10 protein-coding genes are annotated in these 13,029 nt (G+C 70.4%); 3 read left to right on the top strand and 7 right to left on the bottom strand.

The genetic code is table 11. The features are described from left to right. Positions 1 to 29 precede the first annotated feature (29 nt). Positions 30 to 113 (bottom strand): putative leader peptide, encoded by an 84-nt coding sequence (locus AC07FA_RS17160; protein WP_479076597.1) that lies wholly within the window; start codon positions 111 to 113, stop codon positions 30 to 32. Positions 114 to 201: 88 nt separating this feature from the next. Further along, a complete protein-coding gene (locus AC07FA_RS17165) occupies positions 202 to 1,416 on the bottom strand; it encodes an ROK family protein (protein ID WP_479076325.1) in 1,215 nt (404 codons plus the stop codon). 521 nt (positions 1,417 to 1,937) lie between these two features. On the opposite strand from AC07FA_RS17165, the gene AC07FA_RS17170 reads away from it, so the two are divergent. Continuing rightward, positions 1,938 to 2,906 (top strand): TauD/TfdA dioxygenase family protein, encoded by a 969-nt coding sequence (locus AC07FA_RS17170; protein WP_479076327.1) that lies wholly within the window; start codon positions 1,938 to 1,940, stop codon positions 2,904 to 2,906. Positions 2,907 to 2,928: 22 nt separating this feature from the next. Here the strand turns inward: AC07FA_RS17170 and AC07FA_RS17175 are convergent, their stop codons facing one another. Beyond that, on the bottom strand, positions 2,929 to 3,726 hold the full coding sequence (locus AC07FA_RS17175) for a helix-turn-helix transcriptional regulator (RefSeq protein WP_479076329.1): 798 nt from the start codon (positions 3,724 to 3,726) through the stop codon (positions 2,929 to 2,931). A gap of 49 nt (positions 3,727 to 3,775) precedes the next feature. Here AC07FA_RS17175 and AC07FA_RS17180 point away from each other — a divergent pair, with 49 nt between their 5' ends. Together AC07FA_RS17180 and AC07FA_RS17185 are read left to right on the top strand one after the other, a co-directional pair. Then, positions 3,776 to 4,219 carry a DUF2000 family protein gene (locus tag AC07FA_RS17180; RefSeq protein ID WP_479076330.1) on the top strand — a complete coding sequence of 148 codons (444 nt, stop codon included), beginning with the start codon at positions 3,776 to 3,778 and terminating at the stop codon, positions 4,217 to 4,219. A gap of 98 nt (positions 4,220 to 4,317) precedes the next feature. Next, on the top strand, positions 4,318 to 6,126 hold the full coding sequence (locus AC07FA_RS17185; RefSeq protein WP_479076332.1) for a glycoside hydrolase family 15 protein: 1,809 nt from the start codon (positions 4,318 to 4,320) through the stop codon (positions 6,124 to 6,126). Here the strand turns inward: AC07FA_RS17185 and AC07FA_RS17190 are convergent. The 4 genes from AC07FA_RS17190 to AC07FA_RS17205 all read right to left on the bottom strand — a co-directional run bounded on the left by AC07FA_RS17190 (position 6,104) and on the right by AC07FA_RS17205 (position 13,021). Further along, entirely contained in the window at positions 6,104 to 6,853 is a 750-nt protein-coding gene (locus AC07FA_RS17190; RefSeq protein ID WP_479076334.1) for a class I SAM-dependent methyltransferase, read from the bottom strand. The two genes, AC07FA_RS17185 and AC07FA_RS17190, sit on opposite strands and share 23 nt — an antisense overlap. A 7-nt stretch (positions 6,854 to 6,860) precedes the next feature. Next, on the bottom strand, positions 6,861 to 8,114 hold the full coding sequence (locus AC07FA_RS17195) for an aminotransferase class I/II-fold pyridoxal phosphate-dependent enzyme (RefSeq protein WP_479076335.1): 1,254 nt from the start codon (positions 8,112 to 8,114) through the stop codon (positions 6,861 to 6,863). Then, positions 8,114 to 11,296, bottom strand: coding sequence for a putative bifunctional diguanylate cyclase/phosphodiesterase (locus AC07FA_RS17200; protein ID WP_479076336.1), 3,183 nt, complete (start codon positions 11,294 to 11,296; stop codon positions 8,114 to 8,116). Before AC07FA_RS17200 ends, AC07FA_RS17195 begins: the two co-directional genes overlap by 1 nt. Before the next feature lie 99 nt (positions 11,297 to 11,395). Further along, on the bottom strand, positions 11,396 to 13,021 hold the full coding sequence (locus AC07FA_RS17205; RefSeq protein WP_479076337.1) for a right-handed parallel beta-helix repeat-containing protein: 1,626 nt from the start codon (positions 13,019 to 13,021) through the stop codon (positions 11,396 to 11,398). Positions 13,022 to 13,029: the final 8 nt, after the last annotated feature.

Below are 13,029 nucleotides of genomic sequence, written 5' to 3' on the forward strand. Positions count from 1 at the left end.
GGCCGGGGCCGTGGCGGAGGCGGTCCGGATCAGTTGTGGACGGCACAGACCGCGCTGGCCTGTCGACAGAGGTCGACATGCCTGCGGGAGATGAGGCGCAAGTCCGGGTTCACGGAAGCAATATGACAGCGGCTTCGTCGGGCGGTCAACCCGGACTGCCCGGATGCTGGTACGAAGCATCGGCTCGCCCGTGCCCCGCGACTACCGGTCGAAGGTCGCCAAAGGGCTCCTGAACAGCGGGTTCAGTGCAATCGTGCCGGCGGCAACGGGCAACGCAGCCGTTCCGGCATGTGGACTGACGATCCGGTCGGGGTCTCCGCAGACGTGTGACAGATCGACCGCGGCGCCCCGGATCTCGTCCAGGTACTCCGGGTTGACCAGGCTGGAGTACTCGGTGACCACGACCAGATCGGGATTGAGGACGTCGAGCAGCAGGGCTGCCGCCCGGCCCACCGCGCGGGCCCGCTCCCGCAGGAGCCGGTCTGCACGACGGTCCCCGGCCGCCGCCGCGTCCACCACCAGGAACACATCGGGCTCCGGCACGATCCCGCGCCGGAGGGCGGTCAGCCCGACGGCCGTGTTGGAGGCGGTCGCCTCCAGGCAGCCGGACCGCCCGCAGGGGCAGGGGACCGTGGAGTCGGGAACGGGCAGATGTGCCACGTCCCCCGCACCGGACCCCGGCCCCTGGTGGACCACCCCGGCGATGCCCAGCGCGGCGTCGACCACGTTGCCGACGAAGAGATGGACCAGGCTGCGGCGCGCGGCGGGTCTGCCGAAGAGGATCTCGGACTGCGCGATGGCCCGGGCGTGGTTGTCGATCCGCACCTCAAGTCCGCCCAGTCCACGGGCGAGTTCGGAGGCGAGCGGCCGATGGTGCCAGCCCAGTGCGTCGTGGCGCACAGCCACGCCCGTACCGGGGTCCACCCAGCCGCCGAGTGCCGCGCCCACCCCCAGCAGACGGCGGCCCCGACCGGCGTCGGCCAGAAAAGTGCGCAGTCCCTGGACGATATGCCGCGACAACTCGTCGGGGGCGATGCCCTCGTGCGGGAGCGCACGGCGGGCCAGCAGCCGGCCACGCAGGTCGAGCAGGCCGAACGTCGATCCGGGCACGCCGATGTGGACGCCGCCTGCCACCGGACCTCCGGTGTCCCCGCTGTCCCCGGTGTGCAGGTCGACCGGGATCTGGGGTCTGCCCACGCCGGTGCTCTCCACCAGCTCGGGCAACTCCCGCACCAGGCCCAGGCGCACGAGGTCGGTGCACTGACGTGACACGGCGGCCGGGCTCAGACCGGACAGTTGCGCGATCGACCTGCGGGCGACGGGCCCGTGATCGAGCACGGCGCGCAGCACCGTCGCGGCGTTGGCCTCGCGCCGGCCGTCACCGGTCGTCCGGGAGATCTGCGGGGCACCTGGCATGAAGTGTTCCTTCGGTCCTGCGACACGCGGCGGTCGCAACATTACGGCGGCATGAAATCAAGCAGAGGCTCAGGCACGACTCCAGGGCAGGGTGCTCACCCTGCCCAGGAGCGGCGGTAAAACCACTGGTCAGAGGCAGTTTGAGGAGGCATCTGCGCCCGGGGTGCGGACGTTGCGCAGGCGCCGATTGAAGCACTGCTGGGCAGCGCCGGGGGAGTGGTCGCGTGCTTGACGTACGCCACGGAGCGCTGCGAGTCTCCGGGACATGTTCGCGACGGCCCTCACCGATGCGCGGCCCGCCCGCGCCGGCCGCCCCGCAACGCCACCGGCGTGTCCGGTCCGCTGTACCGCCGCCTGACGTTCCGTCCGGCCCACGGCCCCGTACCCACCGGCAGCCCCTTCTCCTACGTGTCCGCGGCGCCCCGCACCTCACGCTTTTGCGCCTGGCACCCGCTCGGCCTCATTACTTCCTCTCCAAGATTAATCAACGCCAACGAGTCTGACCTCCGAAAGGACCCGTCGTGTCGACATCGACAGCCACCGCACCCGCCTCCACCGTCACCGTCCATAAGGTCGGCGGCCGCATCGGCGCCGTCATCTCCGGCGTGCGCCTCGGCGGCGACCTCGACCCGGGGACCGTCGCAGCCGTCCGGGCCGCCCTACTGGCGAACAAGGTCGTCTTCTTCCGCGGCCAGGACCACCTGGACGAGGACAGCCACGAGGCCTTCGGCCGTCTGCTCGGCGCACCGGTCGCCCACCCCACCGTCCCGTCCGCCGACGGCCGCTACTCGCTCGGCATCGACTCCGACCACGGCGGCCGGGCCAACCAGTGGCACACCGACGTCACCTTCGTGCCCGCCTACCCGGCCTTCTCGATCCTGCGCGCCGTCGTCATCCCGCCGTACGGCGGCGACACCCTGTGGGCGAACACCGCGGCGGCGTATGCCGGACTCCCGGAGCCGCTGCGTGTACTCGCCGACAGCCTGCGCGCGGTCCACTCCAACGACTACGACTACGTGGCGCTGCGTCCCGAGGCGCGGCCGGAGGCACTCGCCCAGTACCAGAAGGTGTTCACCTCGACGAAGTTCCTCACTGAGCACCCGGTGGTGCGCGTCCACCCCGAGACCGGCGAACGCACCCTGCTCCTCGGCAACTTCGTCCAGCGCATCAGCAAACTGACCGGCCGCGACTCCCGTGCCCTGCTCGACCTGTTCCAGGCGCACATCGAGCGCCCCGAGAACACCGTGCGCTGGCAGTGGCAGACCGGCGACGTCGCCATCTGGGACAACCGCGCCACCCAGCACTACGGCGTGGACGACTCCGACGCGCACGAGCGCAAGCTCCGCCGCGTCACCATCGACGGCGACATCCCGGTCGGTGTCGACGGCCGCTCCTCCGTCCTCATCAGCCCCGAAGCCGTGCCCGATCCCGCCTTCGGCATCGCCTCCGGCGCCTCGGCGGTTCCGGCGGCCGAGAAGACCGGTGCGTGAGCGTTTCTCCGGGTGGCCGGCGCTATGCCGGGCCGGTACGGGCGTACCGGCCCGGCGTGGTGCCGATCACCCGCTTGAAGTGCCGGGTGAGGTGCGACTGGTCGTAGAACCCGGCGGCCGTCGCCACCTCGCCCGGTGGCTGCCCGTCGAGGAGCAGACGGCGGGCCAGGTCGACGCGGCGGGACATCACGTACTGGTGCGGAGCGATCCCGAAAGCGCCGCTGAAGGCGCGTACGAGATGCGTGGGGTGTGCGTGGACCAGGCGCGCGGCCTCGCTCAGCGTGATGCCTTCGAGCAGTCGCTCGTCGAGGAGCTCACGCAGGGTCCGGGCGACTCCGTGGTCGGGCCACGCCCTGCCGCGGAGCCTGGGGCGCAGGTGCTCGCGCAGCCGTTCGCCGATGAGGGCCAGACGGCTCTCCGCCTCGAACTCGTCGCCCCGTTCCGCGAGGGCCGTGTGCAACTGTCCGACGCGTCTGCGGATGAGGGGATCGGTGAGGTCCGGGCCGTCCACGGCCGGCGCGATGAAGCTCTCGTCCAGGTGCGTCATGTCGAGGTAGAGCACGCGCTTGCGGAAGCCGTGAGGGGAGGCGGGTGAGCCGTTGTGCGGGACCTGCGGCGGGAGCAGGCTCACCGTGTCGTCCGGGGTGGCGCGCTCGTGGCGTTCCAGGTCGTAGCGGACCTCGCCGTCGTCGACGATCAGCAGGGTCCACGCGTCGTGGACGTGCATGGGATACGCGTGCTCGGTGAAGTGGGCGTGGAAGACCTCCACGACACCCGCGACCGGCGGGCGCCAGGCGGAGATCTCAGGCCGGGGCACCATGCAAAGAACGTACAAGACGGAGGGGGCGGTCATCCCGGAGTCTCAGAGCATGAGAACCGAGGAAGAGAACGTGAACGTGCCCGTCCGATTCGACACGAAGATCGCTGTCCTGCTGCGCGACGACCTTCAGCCCTGGCAGCGACTGAACGTGACCGCGTTCCTGGTCAGCGGATTCGGCACAGTGGCCCCGGAGGTGATCGGCGAGCCCTACGCGGACGCCGACGGCACCGCGTACCTGCCGATGTTCCGCCAGCCGGTGCTGATCTTCGAGGGGAGGAAGGAGACCCTGACCGCCGCCCACGCCCGTGCGCTGTCCCGCTCGCTGCCGAGGGCCCTGTTCACGTCGGACCTGTTCAGCACGGGCAACGACCGGGACAACCGGGCGGCTGTCCGGGCCGTCTCCACGGACCATCTCGATCTGGTCGGCATGGCCGTGTACGGGCCGCGCAACGCGGTGGACAAGGTCCTCAAGGGCGCGCGCATGCACCCCTGAGCGGCGTCGGCCCACAGGGAGACGCGGGGCACCGCACAGCCGGGGGATGCGGCGTAGCCTGGAGGTAGCGGCTTTGTGTACGACGGCGTATTCCGATCATGAGCAATCCAATCGAGAATTACGCCCTCATCAGCGACCTTGAGACCGCAGGCATGCTCGGCGACGACGGGTCGATCGACTGGCTGTGCTTCCCGCGCTTCGACTCGCCGGCCTGCTTCGCGGCGTTGCTCGGTACGGGGAACAACGGCTTCTGGCGGATCGCGCCTGTGGGAGGACAGCAGTGCTCCCACAGGGAGTACCGCGAGGACACGCTGATCCAGGACTCCTGGTGGGAGACCGGCACCGGAGTGGTACGCGTCACCGATTTCATGCCCCCACGCGGCACATCGCCCTGCATCGTGCGCACGGTGGAAGGCATGGCCGGCCGCGTCACCATGCGCAGTGAACTGAGACCACGCTTCCATCAGGGGCGGGTGGTGCCCTGGGTGCGGGCCTCAGGCGCTTGTACGGTCGCCGTCGCCGGGCCTGATGCCCTGTGGCACAGCGCCGACGGCCCGGTGCGGTTCGAGGACAGGGACGGCTCCACGGTCGTCGAGTTCGCCGTCCCGGCTGGGCGGCGCCTGACCCTGATGCTGGCCTGGGCCCCCTCGCACCTCGGCGACCCGCCCGCCGAACTGTTCGTGCCGGCGGAGACCGCCTTGAAGGAGACCGGCGACTTCTGGCGCGCCTGGACGGCCAAGTGCCGCTATCAGGGGCCCTGGCGCGAGGCGGTGGTGCGTTCACTGATCACGCTGAAAGCACTCACGTACGCGCCCACGGGCGGCATCGTCGCCGCGCCGACCACCTCCCTCCCCGAGTGCATCGGAGGGGAACGCAACTGGGACTACCGGTTCTGCTGGCTGCGCGACTCGACCCTCACCCTGTCCTGCCTCCTGCGCAGCGGCTACCGCGAAGAGGCGACCGCCTGGCTGGCCTGGCTGCTGCGCACCATCGCGGGCGAACCCGCGGACCTGCAGACGGTGTACGGCCTCGAAGGACAACGCAGGCTGCCGGAGACGGAAGCGCCCTGGCTGCCCGGATACGAGGGCGCGCGGCCTGTGCGGTTCGGGAACGCCGCCGTCGGGCAGCTCCAGCTCGATGTGTACGGGGAAGTGCTCGACACGCTCTACCGGTCGCTCCGCGCGGGCATACCCATGCAGCGTCACATGTGGAGCCTGGTGAACGCGCTGATGCGCCATCTCCAGGAGCACTGGCGTGACCCCGACCGGGGGCTGTGGGAGGTCCGGGGCCCGCGGCGGCACTTCGTCCATTCCAAGGTCATGTCGTGGGTCGCCGCCGACCGTGCCCTGCGCATGGGGGCTCTCCTCGGCAGAAACGGATCCTCGGGACGCTGGCGGGCCATGCGCGACGCCGTGCACGAGGAGGTGTGCCGCGAGGGATGGGACCAGGAGCAGGGCTCGTTCGTGCAGTCCTACGGGTCCTCGTCCCTCGACGCGTCAGCGCTGCTGATCCCCAGACTCGGTTTCCTTCCGCCGGGCGACGAACGGGTACGGGGCACCGTCGAGGCGATGCGCGGCCTCGACGACCAGGGCTTCGTGAGGCGCTACGCACCGAATGGGAGCGGCGTGCACAGCGTGGACGGGATGACCGGTTCGGAAGGCACGTTCGTGGCGTGCTCGCTCTGGTACGCCGAGGCCCTGGCCGCAACCGGCCACCTGGAACAGGCACGCGAGACGTTCGAACGGGTCCTGGGCGTCCGCAACGACGTCGGTCTGCTCGCGGAGCAGTGGGACCCGCGGGAGCGTCGCCAACTGGGAAACGCCCCGCAGGCCTTCAGCCACATCGCTCTGGTGGAGACGGCGTTCGCCCTCCAGCGGGCCGGGGTCACACCGGCCGCGGGGGCCTGAGCGCGGTCAGGAGGACCATCCCGGAGTCGCCGTAGTCCGGCAGGCTGGGGTCCGCGTCGATGCGGGTGACGGTGAGCTGATCCGTCAGGGGCGCGAAGACCTCGGTGACGATCGCGGGGTTCACCGGACAGCCCGGCCACCGCGATGCCGGGCCGATACGGTACGTGGGCATGTTCTCCATGAAGGCGGCCACAAGACGTCCGCCGGGCCGCACGGAGCGTACGAAGCGCCCGCAGAACTCCCTGAGTTCCGTGAAGTCCTCGGTGACTCCCTCCGCGACGAAGTTCATCGACGCGATGTCATAGGTACCGGGTGTCAGGTTCCGTACGTCGGCATGGACCACGCGCACCACCGAGAGCGCTTCGGCCAGCGTCGGCGGCAACCGCGGGTTCAGCTCCCGGCACAGCGAGTAGAAGGGCTCCCAGCTGGCATCGGCGCCCCGCTCGAGCTGCCGGGCCAGGTAGGCGACGCCCGCGGCACTCGCCTCGACCGCGTCGACACGCCGGCTCGCGGCGGCGGCCAGCATGAGCGGATAGAGGTTGGGCCCTGCACCGAACTCGACCGAGCGGGCGGCACCGTCCGACGCGGCACGCCGGTAGAAAGCGCTGTGGTGTGCGATGACGGCGGCATCGGAGGGGTGGAGTTCGCGGTAGTTCTCCGCGAGGTAGTCCTGGACGGGCCAGCTGTCCCAGTCCACGTCGTCGTTGCGCGTAGGTGGCCTGCTCATGCCGGCCTCAGCCTTCCCGCCGCTGCAGGGCGAAGCGCTCACTGAGCTGCGTCAGCGCGCCGCACAGCCGTGCGATGTCGTCGTCGGAGTTCAGCGCCGTGATCTGGACGCGGAAGCCGACACGGTCGCGTGGTACGAGGGGATAGGCGGCCAGCGTCACGTAGATGCCGCTCTCCCAGAGGAAACCGGCGACGGCGTCCAGGTCCGCGGGGTCGGCGATCGGGATCTCCACGATCGGCAGCCCGTCCGTGTTGGGCGTGTCCAGGCCCAGGCCGCGGACATGACCGAGCACCGTGGCCGTCTTGCGGTGGACGTCGGCGCGGATGGCGTCGCCGCGGAGGTCGTTGACCTCAAGACCGGCAAGGGTGGTGGCCAGGGACGCGGTCGGCGAGGGCCCGGAGTACAGGTACGGGGCGGCCGCGACCTTGAGCAGGTTCTTGAGCGAGGTGGGCAGGGCGAGAAAGGCCAGCAGCGACGAGTAGGCCTTGGAGAAGCCACCGACCAGCACGATGTCGTCGTACGACTCGCCCGTGTGCCGGACCACGCTGTTGCCCCGTGATCCGTACGGGCACAGCTCGCCCGGCCGCCGTTCGCCGATGACGCCGAAACCATGGGTGTCGTCGATGTAGAGGGTGGCGCCGTGGCGCCGGCAGACCGCGGCCAGTTCACGCAGGCAGGGGATGTTGCCGCTCATGCTGTTCACGCCGTCCAGGCAGACCAGACGCGCTGATCGTGGCGGCACGGCCCGCAGCAGAAGGTCGAGCTGCTCGGGGCGGTCGCCGCGGAACCGCTGCAGAGTGGCGCCCTGCCCCCGCGCGCCCACACATCCGTCGTACACCGTCCGGTGCGCCGTGGCCTCGACGAACACATGCCCCGCGTCCGCCAGGACCGGGATCACGGAGGCGTGGATCAGGGTGGCCGTGGGGAGCAGCAGCGTGTCCGGGGCTTCCAGCAGCGTGGTGAGCCGCTCCTCGATCTCGGGGTAGATCCGCGGGCTGCCGAGCAGCCGCGACCAGCTCGGGTGAGTCCCCCAGCGCCGTACGGCCGGCTCGATCGCGGCGACGATGTCGGGGTCGCAGTCGAAGCCCAGATAGTTGCAGGAGGCGAAATCGATCAGCCAGTGGTCTCCGCAGCGGATGTGTCTGCCCCGCACCTCGTCGAGCACCGCGTCCGTCATCGGGCTCGTCCGCCTCAGATGTTCGAGATCACCCCAGCGCGCAGCGCGCCGTACCTCCACGCCCCCGACGGTTGTTTCCGGCATCAGTTCTCCCTCTCGGCGACGGTCCGCCCGTTTCGCGCGGACCCCGCGCTCTTGCGCCGGTGCCCGTTGGGCCGCGGACGCCAGTGGTCTTCGGGATGGCGCAGGAGGGAATCGCCCTGTTCGACCGTCATCGGACGGGCGTAGAAGAAGCCCTGACCGAACCGGCAGCCCATGCGGGCGAGGAGATCGCGCTGTCCCGCGCCCTCGATGCCTTCGGCGATGACCTGAAGGCCGAGCGTGTCGGCGATATTGACGATTCCCTCGACAAGGGCGACCTGCTGAGCGTCCGTGGTGATGTCGTCGATGAACGACTTGTCGATTTTCAACACGTCGATGGGGAACTCCCGGAGGTAGCGCAGCGAGGAGAACCCGGTGCCGAAGTCGTCGACGGCGATGCGTACGTCCAGATCCTTGAGCGCCCGCATCACCCCCTCGATCTGGCTGTCCCGGCGCATGAGGACCGTCTCGGTGAGCTCCAGCTGCAGCGACCCCGGAGCGAGGCCGGGAGTGGCGAGGACCTTGCACACCTCGTCCAGGAAGTCCGTGTCCCGGAACTGCCGGGCCGACACGTTGACGCTGACGTACGGCGGCTTGGCCGGCGTGGCCCGTTGCAGGGACACGATGTCCGTGGTGGCGTTCCCCAGGACCCATGCTCCCAGCGGCATGATGTGTCCGGTCTCCTCGGCGATGGCGATGAACTGCTGCGGCGGCACGGGGCCGCGCCCGGCATGCGGCCAGCGGGCCAGCGCCTCGAACCCCACGACCTCACCCTCGGCGATGTCCACCACGGGCTGGTAGCACAGCGCGAACTCCTCCCGGCTGAGCGCCGCGTCCAGGCTCGCCCGCAGGTCGTGGCGCTCCATCATGCGGTCCCGGAGGCGGGCCTGGAATCGGCGCCACTGGCGTTTGCCGGCGACCTTGGCGGCGTACAGGGCCAGGTCGGCATGGCTGAGCAGTTCCCCGCTGTCGGCGCTGTCCATGGTCGTCGCCACACCCACACTGGCGGAGACGCTGACCGAACCGTCGGGCAGTCGGAAGGGGCGGCTCAGAGTCTGCACGACCTGCGCTGCCAGGAGCTCGGCATCGACGGGTCCCTTCGCGTCCTCCATCAGTACGGCGAACTCGTCGCCGCCCAGACGCGCCGCCGTGTCGGTACGGCGCAGGGTCTGCGAGAGCCGGCCGCCCACGGCGGCCAGGAGCTGGTCGCCGACGATGTGCCCCATGCTGTCGTTGACGATCTTGAAGTCGTCGAGGTCGATGAACAGAACGCCGGTGACGGTCGACTGGCGGTGGCCGCGCAGGAGCGCCCGCTCGATCCGCTCCAGCAGCAGCGTCCGGTTGGGCAGGCCCGTCAGCGAATCGTGGAACGCCCGCTGGGTGAGCTCGTGTTCCAGCTGCCGCTGTTCGGTGACATCTCTCAGCGTGACGACGAGCCCGCGGACGGTGCGGTCGTGCCGCAGGTCGCGGAAGCGCACCTGGACCTCGATCTCGCGGGTGCCGTTCTGTATGCACCACAGGTCTTGGGCCTCGCCCCGGTCCCCGTTCCGCATCGCGGTCAGTGCCCGGCCCGCTCTGCGCCGGTCCCGTTCGTCCACCAGTGCCGGCAGCGATGCGCCGACGAGCCGTACGCCGCCGAACACATGGCGCGCCGAAGGGCTCGCGTAGCGGACGATGTCGTCGGAGCCGACGATGAGAATGACGTCCGCGGCATTGTGCACCAGCGTGCGGAAGTACGCCTCGCTCTCGCGCCGGATGATCTCCTGGCGGAGTATGAGCCGTTGCATCGCCAGTCCCGCGTGCGAGGCCAGGATCTCCAGGGAGCTGCGCATCTCGCTCAACTGCCTCTCGGGCCCCGCGGCCAGCAGGACGCCCGGCGGTTCGGCCCCCGCCGGCCGGTCGGGCTCCGTCACCGGACAGACCAGAACGCTGTCGAGATGCCCCAGCCGGGCGGCGATGACCGGCCCCAGCCGGTCGGCCGGAGTCAGATGGGCCCGGTGGTTGAAGAGAGGGGCCTGCGGTCCGGGAAGGGCTTCGCCCGTACGGGCATTGCGCCAGGGCCCGGCTCCCGGGGACGGCGGCTCGGCCTCCGTCCCCGGGTCCTCGGCGCCCGGGGCCGAGAGGAGCATGCTCGCGTGCGGCACGGCAGGTCCGAAGAGTGTCGCCACCGCGCAGTCGCAGGCCCGGGCGATGTCCTGCGGTCTCATGGCCGCCACCAGTGAGGCGGCGGCCGTACGCAGAGCCACTTCACGGGCCACCGCCTTGCGGTGCGCCACGACCATGCCGGTCAGACGCAGGATCACCAGCAGGATCAGGACCCCGGAGAAGACGGCGATGACGGGCGCGTCCTGGGCGTTGCCGCTCAGCCCCTCGTAGAACAGGATGGCGGGCGGGATCAGGACGGCGCCGGACAGCAGCACGAGCCGGCGGGGCTGCGGGAGCATCGACTGGGGCTGGACGTCACGAGCGGTCAGCTCGGTCATCGAAGGATGCAGGGCGGCCAGCCCCCAGGCCGTGTAGAAGACGATCCAGCCGCTGTCCAGCCCGGAGCCCGCCTGCCACGTTCCGTTGAGCTGCAGTATCCCGTACGCGACGTCGAAGCAGAGCAGCGTCAGAGTGCCGAGGACGAGGAGCTGCACGGCCCGGTTGCGGCTCGCTGCGGACCCGAGCGTGAGCAGTCGGACCAGCAGCGCCAGCACCAGGACGTCACCGAGCGGGTAGGCGATGCTGATGGCACGCTGCACCCACGTCAGGTCGGCGACCTGAGTGAGCGGCTGTACCAGGAACACCCAGACGGGCAGAGCGAGTCCGGCGGTGAAGATCAGGGCGTCCAGGAGCCCCGGCAGGTCACGGCCCGTCACGCGGTTCCGCACCAGGCCCAGAAGCCCGATCGTGAAGAGCGGATACGTCGCCAGGTAACACGCGTCCGCGGGTGAGGGGAACGGATTGGCCGCCGAGAAGTACCCCTCGAGGACGTTGTAATACGTGTCGCCCGCGGCGAACGCGAGCAGCGCCGCGGCGAGCACCCACCAAGGCCAGCGGTGCGCGGGCCGGTTGACACCGACACCCACGAGCACGGCGGTCACGCTGAGAAGACCGATCATCGCCCACAGCGGGGTGAGCGCTCGGGGCAGGGTCAAGTAGGCGCTCGTGAGGCCCACGACGAGGACGAGGTAGACGGTCATCAGTCTCCGTGTCCGCGTCACTGGCATGCGCCTCCCCTCTGATCGTAGGTACTGCCAGGGCGGCGTGCACCTTCTCGGCGCGGGGGCGTGCCCGCGAGCTCAGTTCTTCACCGAGGGGACCGCCGCTCCGACCGGAGGCGGCGTGCCGACGGCCTTGCCGAAGTAGTCGACGGCGCCCGGGTCGGTGCCGAAGAGCGCGCGCAGATCGAGGCCCATGCCCGCCAGGGCGGGGCAGTCGGGGATGACCAGGGGCGCGTCGGCGGCGGAGCGGATACGCGGCAGCTCGCCGCCGGCGAAGCAGGGGCCGGTGTTCAGGCCGGAAGGCTTTCCGCCCGCGCGCTCCTGCCCGGTCGCCGTGCGCCAGGAGCCCAGGTCCGGGTAGGAGCGGCCCGCCCAGTCGATGCTCCAGGAGCCGGAGGCCGTTGCGTACGCGTTGCCCTGCAGCACGACGTTGCGCGGCGCGAGGCCCTTCTCGGCGGTGATCAGTGGGGCTCCGTCCGTCACGAGGATGTTGTTGCGCACGGTGACGTCCAACAGCCCTTCCCGCAGCCGCATCGCGGGTCCCTGACCGGTGGGCGCGTCCGGCATGACCAAGGTGTTCTGATAGATGTCCAGGCCACGGATGTCCTCGCCGTGGACGGCCAGAGCGCCGTTGACGGGCAGCTTGCGCCCGTTGTCGGTGGCGATGTTGTAGCGGATGGTGTTGTCCCGGTGCGCGCCGTTCTTCTTGTTCGCGTAGGCGTAGTAGCCCGGACCGTCGTTGTGGAACGCCAGGTTGTACTGGACCGTGGAGCCCGAGACGTTCGAGTCGAGGCCGAAGCCGGCGCCGTCGACGTGGGAACCGGTGTGGTTGCGGTACGAGGTGTTGTGCTCCAGCAGGACTTCCGTCGCGTCGTACGCCCAGATGCCCACCGGTCCGGCCGGCGCCTCGGTGGAGGCGCGGGTCCCGTTGTCGTGGGCGCTGGAGTCGCGGACCGTCGCGTCGCGTACGCCACCCAGGACGATGCCGTTGCCGGAGTGGGTCCTGGTCGATTCGGGGTCTCCGGTGTTGTGGTGTGCCTCGACCTCCTCGATGCGGACGCCGCGGTGGGCGTAGGACGGGTGACCGGCGTCGAAGTCGGGGCCGTAGGTGAGCAGACCCACGTCCTTGTTGCCGTGCAGGCGGGACCGGCTGACGGTCACGTTCTCGAATCCGCCCCCGCCGTCCGCGCCCCCGATCGCGATGCCCGCGCGGAACCCGGAGACCTCGACACCCGAGATCGCGACATGGTCCAGCCTCTTGCCACCAGGCAGGTCGCTGTACACGTTGATGCCGCCCTCGTGGAGATACGAGCCCTTCTTCCCGGTCACCTTCAGTTCCCGGATCTCGACGCCCGCGGTGTTGTGGACGGAGATGCCGGGGCTGTCCGTCGCGGCGACCGTCGCCCGCCCCGTGCCGTACGACCCGATGGCCACGGGCCGGTCCGCGTCGCCCGCCTCTCCCTCACCCACGGTGAGCGTTCCGGCGAACCGGGCGCCGCCCTCCAGCAGCAGCTTGTCGCCGGCTTCGAGGGCCGTGCGTTCGGCGCGGGCGAGGGACCGCCACGCCTCGCCCGGCGACGTACCGGAGTTCCGGTCGCTCCCGCCGGGGCTGACGTAGTACGTGGCGGACGACGGCGCGTAGTGGGGTGTGCCGGCGCAACCGCTGCCGGCGACCAGGAGGATCGCGGCGGTCAGAGTGGTCATCGCGGCTG

The sequence above is a fragment of the Streptomyces sp. NPDC045968 genome, assembly GCF_056430475.1.